This window comes from Sphaerisporangium dianthi, from assembly GCF_042654065.1.
Classification (GTDB): domain Bacteria; phylum Actinomycetota; class Actinomycetes; order Streptosporangiales; family Streptosporangiaceae; genus Sphaerisporangium; species Sphaerisporangium dianthi.
Map to the genome: position 1 here is coordinate 307,581 of NZ_JBHSFP010000005.1, position 16,570 is coordinate 324,150.

The 16,570-nt window shown below is 72.4% G+C and carries 14 protein-coding genes; 7 read left to right on the forward strand and 7 right to left on the reverse strand.

The annotated features are described in order from the left end of the window. Positions 1-84: 84 nt before the first annotated feature. The gene (locus tag ACFO60_RS11080; RefSeq protein ID WP_380839812.1) at positions 85-1,059 is read right to left on the reverse strand and encodes a nucleoside hydrolase; all 975 of its coding nucleotides are present in this window, start codon (positions 1,057-1,059) and stop codon (positions 85-87) included. Positions 1,060-1,244: 185 nt separating this feature from the next. Next, on the reverse strand, positions 1,245-1,544 hold the full coding sequence (locus ACFO60_RS11085) for a hypothetical protein (protein WP_380839814.1): 300 nt from the start codon (positions 1,542-1,544) through the stop codon (positions 1,245-1,247). Between the two features lie 244 nt (positions 1,545-1,788). Here ACFO60_RS11085 and ACFO60_RS11090 point away from each other — a divergent pair, with 244 nt between their 5' ends. The 5 genes from ACFO60_RS11090 (at position 1,789) to ACFO60_RS11110 (ending at position 7,401) form a co-directional block, all read left to right on the forward strand. Next, positions 1,789-3,288 carry a helix-turn-helix domain-containing protein gene (locus tag ACFO60_RS11090; protein WP_380839815.1) on the forward strand — a complete coding sequence of 500 codons (1,500 nt, stop codon included), beginning with the start codon at positions 1,789-1,791 and terminating at the stop codon, positions 3,286-3,288. Continuing rightward, a complete protein-coding gene (locus tag ACFO60_RS11095) occupies positions 3,285-4,181 on the forward strand; it encodes a phosphotransferase enzyme family protein (RefSeq protein ID WP_380839816.1) in 897 nt (298 codons plus the stop codon). The genes ACFO60_RS11090 and ACFO60_RS11095 overlap by 4 nt, the downstream gene beginning before the upstream one ends. 262 nt (positions 4,182-4,443) lie before the next feature. Continuing rightward, the gene (locus ACFO60_RS11100) at positions 4,444-4,647 is read left to right on the forward strand and encodes a cold-shock protein (RefSeq protein ID WP_248959313.1); all 204 of its coding nucleotides are present in this window, start codon (positions 4,444-4,446) and stop codon (positions 4,645-4,647) included. Positions 4,648-4,765: 118 nt separating this feature from the next. Continuing rightward, on the forward strand, positions 4,766-6,571 hold the full coding sequence (locus tag ACFO60_RS11105) for an alpha-amylase family protein (protein ID WP_380839818.1): 1,806 nt from the start codon (positions 4,766-4,768) through the stop codon (positions 6,569-6,571). Between the two features lie 191 nt (positions 6,572-6,762). Then, on the forward strand, positions 6,763-7,401 hold the full coding sequence (locus ACFO60_RS11110) for a DUF998 domain-containing protein (protein WP_380839820.1): 639 nt from the start codon (positions 6,763-6,765) through the stop codon (positions 7,399-7,401). Positions 7,402-7,480: 79 nt separating this feature from the next. On the opposite strand, the gene ACFO60_RS11115 is transcribed toward ACFO60_RS11110, so the two are convergent. The 4 genes from ACFO60_RS11115 to ACFO60_RS11130 form a co-directional block, all read right to left on the reverse strand. Then, on the reverse strand, positions 7,481-8,467 hold the full coding sequence (locus ACFO60_RS11115) for a malate dehydrogenase (protein WP_380839822.1): 987 nt from the start codon (positions 8,465-8,467) through the stop codon (positions 7,481-7,483). 253 nt (positions 8,468-8,720) lie between these two features. Then, positions 8,721-10,193: an alpha/beta fold hydrolase gene (locus ACFO60_RS11120; RefSeq protein WP_380839824.1), complete on the reverse strand. Its 1,473-nt coding sequence runs from the start codon at positions 10,191-10,193 to the stop codon at positions 8,721-8,723. A gap of 111 nt (positions 10,194-10,304) precedes the next feature. Continuing rightward, positions 10,305-10,967, reverse strand: a complete 663-nt coding sequence (locus ACFO60_RS11125; RefSeq protein WP_380839827.1) for a response regulator transcription factor — start codon at positions 10,965-10,967, stop codon at positions 10,305-10,307. Continuing rightward, a complete protein-coding gene (locus tag ACFO60_RS11130; RefSeq protein WP_380839829.1) occupies positions 10,964-12,238 on the reverse strand; it encodes a sensor histidine kinase in 1,275 nt (424 codons plus the stop codon). Before ACFO60_RS11130 ends, ACFO60_RS11125 begins: the two co-directional genes overlap by 4 nt. 154 nt (positions 12,239-12,392) lie before the next feature. Between ACFO60_RS11130 and ACFO60_RS11135 the strand changes: the two genes are divergently transcribed. Then, on the forward strand, positions 12,393-13,385 hold the full coding sequence (locus tag ACFO60_RS11135) for a phosphotriesterase family protein (protein WP_380839831.1): 993 nt from the start codon (positions 12,393-12,395) through the stop codon (positions 13,383-13,385). A 255-nt stretch (positions 13,386-13,640) separates the two neighbouring features. Here the strand turns inward: ACFO60_RS11135 and ACFO60_RS11140 are convergent, their stop codons facing one another. Beyond that, the gene (locus ACFO60_RS11140) at positions 13,641-16,028 is read right to left on the reverse strand and encodes a Tex family protein (protein ID WP_380839833.1); all 2,388 of its coding nucleotides are present in this window, start codon (positions 16,026-16,028) and stop codon (positions 13,641-13,643) included. Positions 16,029-16,316: 288 nt separating this feature from the next. Between ACFO60_RS11140 and ACFO60_RS11145 the strand changes: the two genes are divergently transcribed. Continuing rightward, positions 16,317-16,520: an SHOCT domain-containing protein gene (locus ACFO60_RS11145; protein WP_380839836.1), complete on the forward strand. Its 204-nt coding sequence runs from the start codon at positions 16,317-16,319 to the stop codon at positions 16,518-16,520. Positions 16,521-16,570 lie beyond the last annotated feature (50 nt).

The window sequence follows — 16,570 nt, forward strand, 5'->3', positions numbered from 1 at the left end:
CGAAGGGTGCGCCGGCCCGCGAAGCGGGACATCGGGGTGTGCCGGTCCGGAGGCGCCGGGGCCGGGCGGGCCGGGTGTGCGGGGTCAGGAGGCGCCGGGGCCGGGTGGGGCCGGGTGTGCCGGGGTGGTCTCCAGGCGGCGGGCCACGTCGTCGTACACGCCGAGGAGCAGGTCCCAGAACCGGGTGACGTCCAGTCCGGTGCCGACCAGGGCGTTCGGCACGCGGTCGCCGAGGTCGAAGTGCGTCACGGTCATCCCCGAGGTGAACCGGCCGGCCGTCTCCACCTGCACCAGCGCGGGTTCCACGTCCAGCAGCGAAGGGTCGATCAGGTAGGCGATCGCGCACGCGTCGTGGATGGCGGGCCCCTCCTCGGCGGTGACCATGCCGTAGAACTCCACGCAGGGCACCAGCAGGTCGGCGCCGAGCCGTCCCATCGCCCGCATGCGGTCGACGACCGCGCCGACCGCGAGCGCCTGGCGGCTCACGTCCAGGCCGATCGTCGTGACCGTCCAGCCGGCGTCGAACACGATGGCGGCGGCCTCGGGGTCGGCGGCGATGTTGAACTCGGCGGCGGGGGAGAAGTTGCCCCGGGTGTAGGAGCCGCCGAGGATGGCGAACTCGCGCGCCCAGTCGACGATGCGCGGTTCCCTGAGCAGGGCGAGGGCCACGTTGGTCAGCGGGCCGATGGCGACCAGCGTCACCTCGCCGGGGGAGGCCCTGAGCGTGTCGATGATGAAGTCGGCGGCGTGCCGCGGGTCCGCGGGGAGCGTCGCCTCGGGCAGGACCGCCCCGCCGAGCCCGTCCTCGCCGTGGACGGACGCCGCGTTCACCGGGGTGCGCAGCAGGGCGCCGGCGCAGCCCGGGACGACCGGGACCTCGCGGAGGCCGAGGAACTCGCGCAGCCGCAGCGCGTTGCCGGTCGTGTGCTCCAGGCCGACGTTGCCCCCGACCGTGGTGATGCCGAGGATCTCCAGGGCGGGACTGCCGTGCGCGAGCGTGATCGCGAGGGCGTCGTCGATGCCAGGGTCGCAGTCGATGATGATCTTCTTGGGAGCCACATCTGTAGCTTGGAGTACGGGCGACAACTCCGGCAAATGACATCGCTGCTGGTCGATGCCCGTTCACCCTCACCGTGCCCGCGAAACCGCCGCTCGTCTCCCGCCTGGACCGGGTCCCGTTCTTTCCCGCCTGGATGAGGTACGGCTCGCGCGGGGCGTGGTCGCGCGAGCCGTACAGCCTGTGGTCAGCGCCGGATGACGTGCAGGACGCTGGCGATCCGTTCGGCCGCCGTGACGATGTCGGAGGCGTGGCCGATGCGGCCCGCCCACGACAGCCAGAACCACCACTCGCCGTCGGCCGCGTTGGCGGCCAGGACGTCCTCGGTGACGGCCGGGGCCATCGGGTTGATCACGCGCAGGCGCGGATAAAGCCCCGTGCGGGCCGTCAGGCGCACCTGGAACGCGTGCGCCTCGAGCTGCGCGGCGAGTCGCTCCAGGTGGTCGAGTGCCTCGGCCGAATGGACGCTAGGTTCTGCCGTCTTCATCTTTGGTCTCCAGCGGGGACATGGGTGACCGGATGGGGACCAGACTGAACCCGGCCGCCCCGACCGGCAATCAGAGCAAATCCACTGATAAGTGGAATACCGTCGAGTGGACGGGGGGTTTACGTGGAAATCACGCGGATGCGCAGGCATCAGTCCCATAACGCTGTGGGCTAATAGGTGCCAGCTGGTTAACATCGGGGAAACATCCGTAAGGCCGAACACTCCAGTGGCGGAGGGGCAAGGTATGGCCCGTGGAGAGCACTCCCCGGCATGCGCGCGACGCTGGCGTGAGCAGGCCGTTTCCCGGCAGTGGAGCCTCTGGCAGACAGCCCAGGCCATCAACAGCTGCTGCGGCGTCAGCCTGCTCAAGGCTCACAGGCTCGCCCGCGGGTGGTCGGCGCGCCAGGCCATCGAAGAGCTCGAGCGGCTCTGCGAGATCCATTCGCTCGGGCTGCCGCGCGCCAGCATCGACCTGCTGAACGCCTGGGAGAACAACCGCGCCCGCCCCCGGCCGCAGACCATCGACCAGATCGCCCGGCTCTATTCCGCCAACGCCGTGCGCCTGGGGCTGGCCGCCGACTACTGCGACGACGGCGACGGCCCGGACGTCGTGGTCGTCGCCCCCAGCCACACCGTCCCGGCCCCCGCGATCCCGGCCGATGACGGCGCCCCGGCGCGGGCGCGCCCGGCGGCCGCCACCGACCTGGACGACGAGGCCGAGCGCCGCGCGCTGTTCCACCACGCGCTGCTCAGCTCCGGCCTGCCGCTCAACGGCCGCCTGCTCGCCGAGGTCGAACGCACCCGCCAGGACGTGGACCGCACGCTCGCCTCCACCACCATGAGCGAAGACCAGCTCGACCGGCTCGACGAGCAGGTCCTGCGCTACCGCCGCGAGTACATCAAGAGCGCGCCGCTGCCGATGCTCTACCGCCTGATGCTCGAGGTCTCCGACGTCCGCAGGCTCGTCGCCGCACGGCAGCCCGCCGCCATCCAGCGCCGCCTGCTGAACGCCACGACGATGCTCGCGCTGCTGTCGGCCGACGCGCTCATGAAGCTCGGCGACACCCGCCAGGCCCACGCCTGGTACGGCACCGCCCGCGCCGCCTCCGACGACATGGGCGAGGTCAGGCTGCGCGCCCTCGTGCGCGCGCAGGAGGCCATGCTGCCCTACTACTACGGCGACCTCACCGAGACCGTGCGGCTGGCCCGCGAAGCGCGCATGCTGGCCGGGAGCGCTCCAAGCTCGCCGGCCGCCCTCGGCGCGGCGGCCGAGGCCAGGGCGCTGGCCCGCATGGGCGAGCACCAGGCCGCCCGCGTCGCGCTCGCCGAGGCCGAGCGCATCTTCTCGCGCATGCCCCGCGAAGGCGCCGACCACCTGGCCTTCCGCTTCTCAGAACGGCGGCTGCAGTTCTACCGCATGGGCACGCTGATCGAGCTGGGCGAGGCCGAGCAGGTCCAAGAGTGGATCTCCCGCTCCGCCAGCCCCTACACCATCGACCCCGCGCTGGTGCTGCTCGACCAGGCCGCCCACGTGGCCCGCGAGGGCGACTACGACCAGGCGTGCCGCCTGGCCGAGCAGGCCCTGACGCAGGTGCCCCCCGAGCACCGCACGTCCATCGTGGTCACCCGGGCCCGCGCCCTGCTGTCGATCATCCCGCGCGCCCAGCGCCGCACCCCGGCCGCGCGCCATCTCCACGACCTGCTCGCGGAGGCGGGCCCGCAGCTCGCGCTGGAGCGTCCATGAACATGCTGGCGGACGAGGCCGCGGCGATCCTGGTGGAGGTGTGCGAGAACGTCGGCCTCGACGCCAGGGACGCGCAGCTGCTGCGGGTGCGCAGCAACGCGGTGTTCAAGCTCCGCGACGACATCGTGGTGCGCATCGCCACCGCGCCGGACGCCATGACCCGGCTGCCGGTCGTGCTCGCCGTCGCCCGCTGGCTCGCCGACCAGGGGTTCCCCACGGTGCGCCCGGCCGACGAGCTGTGCGACCAGCCCTTGGTCTACGACGGCCGGGTGGTGACGTTCTGGCACTACGTGCCGGCGAGCGGGCGGCCGACGACCACCCAGCTCGGTGACATCCTGCGCAGCCTCCACCTGCTGCCCGTGCCGCCGTTCCCGCTCAAGCGGCTCGCCGACCCGCTTGCGGAGGTGCGCGAGTCCGTCGAGCACCGCAAAGAGGTGCTGACCCCCGGCCAGCGCGCCTGGCTACGCGACCGGGTGGCCGAACTGACCTCCAGGTGGGCCGACCTGGACACCGAGGGGCCGCCCGTGCTGCTGCACGGGGACGCCTGGATCGACAACCTCCTGCGCTGCCAGGACGGCCACGCCGTGCTCTGCGACTGGGACGGGGTCGCCGTCGGCCCCCGCGAGTGGGATCTGGTGCACACCTACCACGGGCAGCGCCGCTTCGGCCTGACGGCCGCGGAGGTCGACGACTTCGCCGGGGCCTACGGCTTCGACCTGCGGGCCTGGCACGGCTACCCGACGCTCATGGAGGTGCGCGACATGTACGCGGTCGGCATCCACATCCGCAACGCCACCCGCGACCCGTTCTCCCGCAAGGAACTGCCGCGCCGGCTCGACTCGCTGACCCGCGGCGACGGGCAGGCCCGCTGGTATCTCGCCGAACCCGCCTGAGGCCCCTCCGGCGGTCCGGAGGGCATCTTTACCGCCGACTCGCGTGATGCCTTTGTGATCGGCGGCGCGGGCGTGTACTGTCGGGCCTGTTGCAGTCGTGGTTTCCTCGAACGTCTTTTACCCAAAAGCGCCCGCGGGAAGTTTTCCGACAGCGGTCGTTCTTGCTTCTCCCGCGGTTTCGTGGATGCAGGCATGGTCCGCTACGCAGCCCCGAGCCGTCGACTTGGCGGCCCGGTGAAGCCCTGAACAGGGAGAAGTAGAGTTGTCTGAAGGCACCGTCAAGTGGTTCAACGCCGAAAAGGGCTTTGGCTTCATCGCCCCGGACGACGGGAGTGCCGACGTGTTCGTGCACTATTCGGCGATCACCTCCGGGGGCTACCGCAGCCTGGATGAGAACCAGAGGGTCACCTATGTGACCGTCCAGGGGGCGAAGGGTCCTCAGGCGGAGCAGGTCACCGTCATCTGACGCGCGTTCTCTCCGGGCCCGTACCGCCTCGCCGGTGCGGGCCCTCAGCTTTTCCGGGTAAGGCGACCCCACCCTCGGCGTCCGATATTTTGCCTTTTCCAGGGGTAGAGGCGGCCAGGTGAGACTGACCTATACCTCAGACCTGTGGTGGAAGAACGCCGTCGTCTACTGTCTCGACATCGAGACCTTCGCCGACGGCAACGGCGACGGCATCGGCGACTTCCGGGGCGCCACCCAGCACATCGATCACCTCGAACGGCTGGGTGTGACGTGCGTGTGGCTGATGCCGTTCTTCCCGACCCCCGACCGCGACGACGGATACGACATAACCGACTTCTACAGTGTGGATCCGCGGCTCGGCACTCTAGGGGAATTCGTCGAGTTCATGCGCGTGGCCCGCGACCGCGGCATCCGGGTCATCGCCGACCTGGTCGTTAACCACACCTCCGACGAGCATCCGTGGTTCAAGGACGCGAGGTCCAGCCGCGACTCGCGCTACCGCGACTGGTACATCTGGTCGGACACCCCCGAGCCCGACGACCCCAAGGGCGTGGTGTTCCCCGACGCCGAGGACTCCCTGTGGCAGTACGACGAGGGCAGCGGCCAGTACTACTACCACCGGTTCTACCGGTTCCAGCCCGACCTCAACGTCTCCAACCCGGAGGTGCGCGACGAGCTCGCCCGCATCCTGGGGTTCTGGATGGAGCTCGGCCTGTCGGGGTTCCGCGTCGACGCCGTGCCGTTCCTCGTCGAGGACGTCTCCAAGAAGGACGGCGACGAGGCATCGTCCTCGGGCAAGGACGCCGCCGCCCCGGCGGGCGGGGACGGCGGTGAGACGGGCAAGGCGGTGGACCACAAGGCCAAGGACGCCGGCCTGCCCGACGTGCACGAGTTCCTGCGCGACATGCGGGCCTTCATGAACCGCAGGGACGGCAGCGCCATGCTGCTCGGCGAGGTCAACCTCGAATACCCCGACCTGCGCAAGTTCTTCGGCAACGACCTCGGCAACGAGGTCACGATGTGCTTCGACTTCATCGGCATGCAGCGCATGTACCTCTCGCTCGCCCGCGGCGACTCCCGGCCGCTCGCCGACGCCCTGCGCGAGCGCCCGGCCCCGCCCAAGGACTGCCAGTGGGCCTCGTTCGTCCGCAACCACGACGAGCTGACGCTGGACAAGCTGACCGAGGCCGAGCGCAAGGAGGTGTTCGAGGCCTTCGGCCCGGACAAGGACATGCAGCTGTTCGGCCGGGGGCTGCGCCGCCGCCTGCCGTCCATGCTCGGCGGCGACATGCGCAAGATCAAGATGGTGTACAGCCTGCTGTTCTCCCTGCCGGGCACGCCCGTGCTCTTCTACGGCGAAGAGATCGGCATGGCGGAGAACCTGAAGGTCAAGGGCCGCGAAGCGGTGCGGACGCCGATGCAGTGGACGCCGAACCAGAACGGCGGGTTCTCCACCGCGGACCCCTCGTCGTTCCGCAACCCGATGGTGGAGGGCGAGTTCGGGCCCGAGCACGTCAACGTGAGCGCCCAGAGGCGCGACCCCGACTCGCTGCTCATGTGGATCACCAAGCTCATCGAGCAGTACCGGGGATGTCCCGAACTGGCCTGGGGACGCTACACGATCCTTCCGGCCGGGGCGCCCAGCGCGCTCGCCCACCGCGCCGACATCGACGGCGACACCGTCCTCGCCGTGCACAACTTCGCCGACGAGCACGTCTCGTGCGAGCTCACCCTCGAAGGTCTCGACGAGAGCAAGGTGCTGACCGACCTGCTCATTGACGGCACCGTCGAGATCGGCCCGGACGGCAAGGTCTCGCTGGAACTGGAGCCGTACGGCACCCGCTGGATGCGCGCCTCCGTGCCGGAGCTCGCCCCCGCCGACGCCGGGGACATCGCCGAGTCCGAGGCCCGCGGGAACGCCTGACACGCCCTCGGGGCCGGGGGTGGAATCAGGGGCGTCGCCGCTGGTAGGCGCGTGCCGACCCTGAACCCCGGCCCCGGCTCGGGGCCCCTCCCGGCCCTGGTCGGGTAGGGGGTCCCTTCGGGGACGCTCCAGGGCTCGCTCCGGCCGATCTCCGATGTCCGCGCACGGCGCTGGACGCGACAGTCAAGGACATGACGAGTCCTTTGACCGCCGGCGGGTTCGCGGCCCTCGCCACGGGCGCCGGCGCCATGACGCTCCTGCATGTCTCCTCGGACCTGAACCCGCTGCGAGACATGATCAGCGAGTACGCCTTCCACCCGCACGGGTGGCTGCTCGCGGCCTCGCTGACGTCGTTCGCCGTAGGGGCGGCGATGCTGGCCGTGGAGATGTCCCGGCGCGGGGCCGGACGTTCCACGGTGGCGCTCGTCGGAGCCTGGGCCATGTGCATGGCGATGATCGCCGCGTTCCCCACCGACAAGCCGGGGATGTCGCTGTCGATGTCGGGGGGCATCCACCGCTATGCGGCCTTCGCCGCCTTCTTGTGCATGCCGGCGGCGGGCCTCGTCCTCGCCGCGCGCGGCGGCCGGCACGCGGCGGCGCTGCGCGGCCTGAGCCTGGCCGCCGCGGGCTTCCTGGTGCTGGTGCTGGTGCCGTACGCGGTGCGGACGGTCGGCCTGGACCCCGGGGCCGTCCCGGCGGGGCTCACCCAGCGCCTGGTCGTGGTCACCGAGGTGGCCGTGCTGGTGCTGATCGGGCTGTCGGCCGCCGTGGGCCGTGCGGGCGCGCCGGGCCGCCTCCGCCCCGCCGCCGGCCGCCTGATCGCGTCGTGAGGCGGCGCGACCGGCGGGCCGGCGGGGTACGGCGAGGTCACACGTCGTGAGGCGGCGCGATCGGCGGAGTACGGCGAGATCAGATGAGGCCGAGCTCGCGCACGGCGTCGCGCTCCTCGCCGAGCTCGCGCACCGAGGCGTCGATGCGCTCGCGCGAGAACGGGTTGACGGCCAGGCCCTGGACGATCTCCCAGCGGCCGCCCCGGGAGACGGCGGGGAAGGACGAGATCAGCCCCTCGGGCACGCCGTAGGACCCGTCGGACGGCAGCGCCGCGGAGGTCCAGTCGCCCTCGGCGGTGCCGTTCACCCAGTCGTGCACGTGGTCGATCGCCGCGTTCGCCGCCGAGGCGGCCGAGGACGCGCCCCGCGCCTCGATGATGGCGGCCCCGCGCTTGGCGACCGTGGGGATGAAGGTGTCGCGCAGCCAGCCCTCGTCCACCTGCTCGGCGGCGATCTTGCCGTTGACCTCCGCGTTGTACAGGTCGGGGTACTGGGTGGCGGAGTGGTTGCCCCAGATGGTCATCTTGGAGATGGCCGTGACCGGGACCTCCAGCTTGGCGGCGAGCTGCGACAGCGCGCGGTTGTGGTCGAGGCGGGTCATCGCGGTGAACCGCTCGGCGGGGACGTCCGGCGCGTTCGACCGGGCGATCAGCGCGTTGGTGTTGGCCGGGTTGCCGACGACCAGGACGCGGATGTCGTCGGCCGCGTGGTCGTTGATGGCCTTGCCCTGCGGGCCGAAGATGCCGCCGTTGGCCTGGAGCAGGTCGCCCCGCTCCATGCCGGCGGTGCGCGGGCGGGCGCCCACCAGCAGCGCGATGTTGGCGCCGTCGAAGGCGCGGCCCGCGTCGTCGCTGATGTCGATGCCCTGGAGCAGCGGGAACGCGCAGTCGTCGAGCTCCATGGCGGTGCCCTCGGCGGCCTTGACGGCCTGCGGGATCTCCAGCAGGCTCAGCCGCACCGGCACGTCGGGGCCCAGCAGATGGCCCGAGGCGATGCGGAACAGCAGCGCGTAGCCGATCTGGCCTGCGGCGCCGGTGACGGTTACCTTGACTGGAGCCTGCGTCATGAGGTTCCCCTAAGTGGGCTGTCGACGTTTTCCGAACAGCCGAAAGGTTATCCGTTCGAATCGCCGCCCACGGCACGCAGGTACCCATCCTGCGGCGGGCGGCGGCACCACCCCGGCGAGCGGGGCCGTCCGGCCCGCGGGGCACCCGGCGCGCGGAGCAGCCGCCGCCGTGGACCGCCGCGCGGAGCCGCGGCCGTGGACCCGCGCTCGCCGGCGCCGCGGTCCACGGCGTGGCCCCTGGGGCGGTGTGCGGTCAGGCGGGGCAGACGGTGCCCGGCGGCGGCAGCTCCAGCTCGGCGAGGTATCGATCCGCGTGCCCGGTCATGCACCGGTTGCCCGCCAGGTACATGACGTGTCCCGGACCGTCATAGCGGACGGTGACCGAGCCGGGGATCCGGCGGACCAGGTCGCCGGTCGAGGCGGAGTCGCTCTGGCTGCCGAGGCCGAGCACCGGCGGCAGGCCCTTGACGGGAAGAGGACGGGGCGGGTTCGCGATCGGGAGCCGCCAGCCCGAACAGACCAGGGACTCCCAGCTGGAGGACCCGCCGAAGTCGGCGGAGATCCGCTCGGCGTGGCGGCGGCCCCGCACGAAGCCGCTGTAGCCCTGGTAGCCCAGGGCGTCGGGGCAGCGTGCCGCCATGGCGCCCGGCATCGTCCAGCCTTGAGCGTTGTGCAGGGCCTGGTCGCCGAACCACGACAGGTCGCCCTTCGCCGCCTTGGAGATGGCGTCGGCGAGGCCGGGCCGGCCGCCGGGGAAGGACATGGCCGCGCCGCCGAACACCTTCAGGTGCATGTCGGTCAGCTTGATCGTGCCGAGCTCCGGCGAGGTGTGGACGACCGGGTGGCGGCGGGTGTCCTCGACGAGCCGGCGCCAGACGCTCCTGACGTCCCGGCCGTGCAGGGCGCATTTCTCGTCGCCCGCGCACCAGGCGACGAAGCGGGTGAACCCGGCCTCGACGGTCGACAGGCCGCGGCGGTCCAGCGCGTACGGGCCGCCCGGCTGGTCGAGCGTGCCGTCCACCACCATGGCGCGGACGCGCTCGGGATACAGCCGGGCGTAGGCGGTGGCGGGGATGCCGCCGTAGGACCAGGCGAGCAGGCTGAGCGTGTCCTCGCCGAGCAGCACGCGGATCGCCTCCATGTCCCTGGCCACCGACAGCGAGTCCATGTGCTCGACCAGGCCGGTGCCGTCGTCGGCGCGGCAGCGTTCCACGGCCGTGGCCAGGACGGCGGCCTGGGCCCGGTACTCGGCGCCGTCGCGCGGGTCCGTCACCGCCGCGAGCGCCGGCCGGCTGCACGAGGGGGGCAGGTCGCGGCGCGCCTCGCTGTTGCGGGGGCTGTAGGCGATGACGTCGAACCGCTCGCGCAGCCCCGTGAACGAGCCGGAGAACTGCTCGAACACCTCGACACCGCTCTGCCCGGGGCCTCCGGGGACGGTCAGCACGCTGCCGAGGCGGCGCGCGGGGTCGGCGGCGGGGAACCTGGCCAGGTCGAGCGTGACCTTCATCCCGCCGGGCCTGGACCAGTCCACCGGCACGTCGATGGTGGCGCATCGCATGCCCTGCGGGACGCCGTCCCCGGGGCACGCGTGCCACGCGGGCGACGAGGCGGCGGAGTGCCACGCGGGCGACGAGGCGGTGTCCGCGTGGACCGGCGGTGACACGGTCAGGACCGCGGCCAGCGCCGCCCCTGCGGCCGCTGATCTGCTCTTCGTCGTTGATCTCATGTCTTCCAGGCTCGCCGGGAGAATCGCCCGATCCGTCGTCCGCGAGGACGCTCTTGGCGCCGGGACCCAGGTCCCCCGCGTCCGGTCCGGCGGGAGCGGGCTCCCAGGAGATCACTCGCCCGGGGTCACCAGGCCCGTCTCATAGGCGATGATCACGGCCTGTGCCCGGTCGCGGGCGCCGGTCTTGGCGAACAGGCTCGTCACGTGGTTCTTCACCGTGGAGGCCGCCATGCCGAGCGTCCCGCAGATCTCGGCGTTGGAGCTGCCGCGGGCGATGAGGGCGAGCACCTCCCGCTCGCGGTCGGTGAGGGCGTCCAGCCGTCCGGGCGTCGCGTTCCACCGGGGGCGGGCCGCGGCCTGGACGAACGTGCCGATCAGGCGGGTCAGCAGGCGGGGCGCGACCACCGACTCTCCGCCGTGCACCACCCGGACGCCCGCAACCAGGTCCTCCGGCGAGATGTCCTTGGGCAGGAAGCCCGACGCCCCGGCCCGCAGCGCGTCGACGACGTACTCGTCCAGGTCGAAGGTGCTCAGGGCGAGCACCCGGACCCCGGGCAGCCCGGTGGTGATCGCGCTCGTCGCGGCGACGCCGCCGGCGCCCGGCATCCGCAGGTCCATCAGCACCACGTCCGGCCTCAGCTCTCCGCTGAGGCGCAGCGCCTCCTCGCCGTCCTCCGCCTCGCCGACGACGCTCAGGTCGTCCTGCGCGTCGAGGATCATGCGGAAGCCCGCGCGGACCAGCGCGTGGTCGTCCACGACGAGGACCCTGATCACGTCTCCTCCTGTTCCGCGGGCGCGGGGAGGAGGGCATGGACCCTGAAGCCTCCCTCGGGACGCGGCCCCGCCAGCAGCCGCCCCCCGCAGGCGCCCACCCACTCGGCCATGCCGCTCAGCCCATACCCCCCGCCCGAGCCGTCACCGTCTCCGCTCAAGCCGTCATCGCCCCTGCCCGAGCCGTCATCGCCCCTGCCCGAGCCGTCGTCGCCCCTGCCCGAGCCGTCACCGTCCCCGCCCGAGCCGTCAGCGTCCGCACGCGGGACTTCGGCGCGCTCGTGCGGGACCTGCGGGCCGGGGCCGTCGTCGAGCACCTCGGCCTCCACCGCCCCCGCTCCAAAGACGATGCGGACGCGTGCCCGCGCGCCGGGCGCGTGCTTGCGCACGTTGGTCAGGGCCTCCTGGACGAGGCGGTACAGCGTGTGGTCCACGGCGACGCTCAGCTTGCCGGGCTCGCCGGCCACCTCGTAGTCGACCGGCAGGCCGGCCCGCCTGATCTCGGCGATCAGCGCGGGCAGCGCCGCCGTGCCGTGCCCGGCCGGCGCCGCGCCCGGGGCGTCGTCGGCGCGCAGGACATGCAGCAGCTCGCGCATCTCCGCCATGGCCGCGCGCCCGGTGCGTTCGGCGGTCAGCAGAGTGTCCCGCGCCTGCGCCGGCCGTCCGGACATGGTGGCGCGCGCCGCGCCGATCAGCACGTTCATGGTGCTGATGTGGTGGGCCACCATGTCGTGCAGCTCCCGCGCGATCCGGCGCCGCTCGTCGCGCACGGCCGCCGCGGCCAGCTCGGCCCTCGTCCGCTCGGCCAGCTCCCTGCGGAACCGCACGAGCTGGCCGAGCCCGACGAACACCAGGGCTCCGAGCGGCGCGGACGCCGGAGTCCGCTCCGCGCTCACGATGTGGCCCACCTGGAGGGTGAGCGCGACGGCGAGCTCGACCGCCGCCGCCGCGAGCCAGGCCCGCCGCGGCCGGGCGTAGACGCCGGCGGAGTACAGGGCGCACGCCGCCGCCGGGCCCAGCCAGACGGGCAGGCCGGCCCCGACCGCCACCAGGTTGCAGGCCACGGTGACGGCCAGGACGGTGAGCGGCCGGTCGCGGCGCCGGAGCAGCACGGCGGAGGCCGCGGCGTCGAGCGCGAGCAGGGCGGGCAGCGGCCCCCGCAGCTCAAGGGTCAGGATGAGCAGTGCCTGGAACGCGGCGATCAGCAGGGCGAGCAGGAAGTCGGCGACAGCGGGCGGGCGGAGCGTCCGCCACGCCGCGCGCAGACTCTTCATGATCAGATCGTAGGCCCGCCGTCGCGGCTTATTAAGAGGTTCGCCGGGATCCTTCCACGTCGCCGCCCCGCCGGCGTCGTGCGTTGACGCCCCGGCTCGCGCGCCCTACGTTACGGGCACTCGCTCGCCGCAAGGTAGCACTCTGGAGGTCCCGATGCCGGTCGTCGAAACGGTGCGCGGTCCGGTGGACGTGGGCGCCCTCGGCCAGACGCTGATGCACGAGCACGTCTTCGTCCTCGACCCCGCCCACGTCGAAGACCACGGCAAGGGCGCGTGGTGGGACGAGGAGCACCGCGTCGCCGACGCGATCGTCAAGCTGCGGGCCCTCGTCGCCGCGGGCGTCACGACCATCGTCGACCCGACCGTCTGGGGGCTCGGCCGGTACATCCCGCGCATCCAGCGGGTGAACGCCGAGGTGCCCGAGCTGAACATCATCGTGGCCACCGGCATCTACACCTACGTGGACGTGCCGTTCCACTACGCCCATCGCGGCCCGGGGACGGTGCTGGACATCCCCGAGCCGATGGTCGACGACTTCGTCCAGGACATCACCGAGGGCATCGCCGGCACCGGGGTGAAGGCCGCGTTCCTCAAGTGCGCGGTGGAGCACTACGGCCTCACGCCGGGCATCGAGCGCATCTGCCGGGCGGTGGCCCAGACCCACCTGCGGACCGGCGTGCCCATCAGCGTCCACACCAACCCCTCCGCCGGGTCGGGCACGGCCGTGGTCGACCTGTTCGCCAAGGAGGGAGTGGACCTGACCAAGGTCGTGCTCGGCCATTCCGGCGACAGCAACGACCTCGACCAGCTCATGGCGCTGGCCGACACCGGCGCGACGCTGGGCATGGACCGCTTCGGGCTGGACCTGTACAACCCGACCCCGGCCCGCGTGGACACGATCGCGAGCCTGTGCGCGCGGGGGTACGCCGACCGCATGGTCCTCAGCCACGACGCCGCCTGCTTCTTCGACTACTTCGGCGGCATGTGGGACGACCTGCAGCAGGTCGCGCCGAACTGGAACTACCTCCACATCCACCGCGACGTCCTGCCGGCGCTCCGCGAGAAGGGCGTCACCGACGCCCAGATCGACCAGATGCTCGTCACCAACCCGCGGCGCCACTTCTCACCGCCCGGGAAGGAACGGTGAGACCCGGCGCGACGGAGTCCATGTACGTGCGGACGGCGACGTCGTCCCGGCGCAGGACCGAGACGGACCCCTCTCATCGGTGCTGAGGTGATGAGAGGGGCGCCGACGGATTCGACCTGGACACGGCCCGGCGAACGGAAGATCATCGGCGGCCTTCCCGCCATCGCGTGAGGCCCGGCGGCGGGAAGGCGCGTGCGAACGTGCCGCGAACGGACCGGCGGCGCCGGAAAGGTCACCTCCTGCCGCGTGCGAGGACTATTTGGGGCCCTTGTCGAGGCCGGCCTTGCGCAGGGCCTCGGCGAGCGCGCCGCCGGCCGGGGCGCCGCGGTCCTGACCGCCGCGGCCGCCGCCGCGCTGGCCGGACCCGGACCTGCCGCCGCCTCTGCGGTCGCGGCCGCCCGCGCCGGCCGCCTGCTCCTGACCGCCCCTGCCGCCCCTGCCCTGCCCCTGTGCGCCGCCCTTGCCCGCGGCCTCGTCGTCCAGTCGCAGCGTGAGCGAGATGCGCTTGCGCGGGATGTCCACGTCCAGGACCTTCACGCGCACGATGTCGCCCGGCTTCACCACCTCGCGCGGGTCCTTGACGAACGTCCTGGACATCGCCGAGACGTGGACCAGGCCGTCCTGGTGCACGCCGACGTCCACGAAGGCGCCGAAGGCGGCGACGTTGGTGACGACGCCCTCCAGCAGCATGCCCGGCTCCAGGTCGGAGATCTTGTCCACGCCCTCCTTGAACGTCGCCGCGCGGAAGGCGGGCCGGGGGTCGCGGCCGGGCTTCTCCAGTTCCTTGAGGATGTCGGTGACCGTCGGCAGGCCGAAGGTGTCGTCGGCGAAGTCGGCCGGCCGCAGCTTGCGCAGCACCGCCGTGTTGCCGATCAGCACCTTGATGTCACCGCTGGTGGTGTCCAGGATGCGCCGCACCACGGGGTAGGCCTCCGGGTGCACGCTGGAGGCGTCCAGCGGGTCGTCGCCGCCGGGGATGCGCAGGAAGCCGGCGCACTGCTCGAAGGCCTTCGGCCCGAGCCGGGGCACCTCCTTCAGCGCCCGGCGCGAGCGGAACGGGCCGTTGGCGTCCCGGTGCTGCACGATGTTCTCCGCCAGGCCGGAGCCGATGCCCGACACGCGGGTCAGCAGCGGCGCCGAGGCGGTGTTGACGTCCACGCCCACGGCGTTCACGCAGTCTTCCACCACGGCGTCCAGCGAGCGCGACAGCTTGCCCTCGGCCAGGTCGTGCTGGTACTGGCCGACGCCGATGGACTTGGGGTCGATCTTGACGAGCTCGGCGAGCGGGTCTTGGAGCCGGCGTGCGATGGAGACGGCGCCGCGCAGCGACACGTCCAGCTCGGGAAGCTCCTGCGAGGCGTAGGCGGAGGCGGAGTAGACCGACGCCCCCGCCTCCGACACGACGATCTTGGTGAGCTTCAGGTCGGGGTGCAGCTTGATGAGGTCGCCGGCGAGCTTGTCGGTCTCGCGGGACGCCGTGCCGTTGCCGATCGCGATCAACTCGACGCCGTGCTCGCGGGCGAGCCGTTCGAGAACGGCGATCGACTCGTCCCAGCGGCGGCGCGGCTCGTGCGGGTAGATGGTCGAGGTGGCGACGACCTTGCCGGTGGCGTCCACGACGGCGACCTTGACGCCGGTGCGCAGGCCGGGGTCCAGGCCCATGGTCGGCCGGGTGCCGGCGGGAGCGGCGAGCAGCAGGTCGCGCAGGTTGGTGGCGAAGACGCGGACGGCCTCCTCCTCGGCCGCCTGCCACAGGCGCATGCGCAGGTCGATGCCCAGGTGCACCAGGACGCGCGTGCGCCAGGCCCAGCGCACGGTGTCGGTCAGCCACCGGTCGGCCGGCCTGCCGCGGTCGGCGACGCCGAAGTGGCGGGCGATGCGCGTCTCGTAGGCGCTCGGGCCGTCCTCGGCCGGGGCCTCCTCTGGCTCCAGCGTCAGGCCGAGCACCTCTTCCTTCTCGCCGCGGAACATGGCCAGCACGCGGTGGGAGGGCAGCTTGGTGAACGGCTCGGCGAACTCGAAGTAGTCGGAGAACTTGGCGCCGGCCTCCTGCTTGTCGTCCCTGACCCGGGAGACCAGGCGGCCCTGCGACCACATCTGCTCGCGCAGCGCGCCGATCAGGTCGGCGTCCTCGGCGAACCGCTCGATCAGGATGGCCCGCGCGCCCTCCAGCGCGGCGGCGGCGTCCGCGACGCCCTTCTCCGCGTCCACGAAGACGGCGGCGGCGGCCTGCGGGTCGCGCGTGGGGTCGCCGAGCAGCCCGTCGGCCAGCGGCTCGAGCCCCGCCTCGCGGGCGATCATCGCCTTGGTGCGGCGCTTGGGCTTGTAGGGCAGGTAGATGTCCTCCAGCCGCGCCTTGGAGTCGGCCGCCATGATCTGCGCCTCGAGGGCGTCGTCGAGCTTGTCCTGAGAGCGGATGGACTCGAGGATCGCCGTGCGCCGCTCCTCCAGCTCGCGCAGGTAGCGCAGTCGCTCTTCCAGAGCGCGCAGCTGCGCGTCGTCGAGCATCTCGGTCGCCTCTTTGCGGTAGCGGGCGATGAACGGCACGGTGGCGCCGCCGTCGAGCAGCTCGACCGCCGCCTTCACCTGCCGCTCGCGCACGCCGAGCTCTTCGGCGATCTTCTGATGGATGGAGATCGTCACGATCCTGGTCCGCCTTCGCTTCTGAGGTCCGGGGAAGATTGTGCATGCTCCGCACACCGATTGTCGCGCCACGACGCCCCGGCCCGGCGGCGAGCCCCACCCCTGCCACGTGCCCGCCCGGCCGCGTGGCCGGCGCCCACGCGCCGCGCCCGGCCGGCCGCTCGGGCGTTTCCGCATGCCCGCGGACCTGCGAGACTGGTACCTCGGCACCTTGCACGGCGTCCCCCGTCTCGGCGCCGCGAGCACGGCGGCGGCGACGTTCGCGGCCGCAGGCAACCGGAGGTCGGCGTGAAAACCCTTCTACTGCTCGTCGGGCTGATCATCATCATCTCCTGCGTGCTCATGCTCGCGCGCTCATGGGTGGCCGAGCGCGCGCGGCAGATCCCCCCGGCCGACAACCCCAAAGAGATCCTCAGGCGGCGTTACGCCGCGGGAGAGATCGACGAGGAGGAGTACCTCCGGCGGATGTCGGGCCTCTCCCAGGACTGGTAGCGACCAAGACCGACGGCGACCAGAGCAGACCGCGGCCGAGGCAGGCGGCG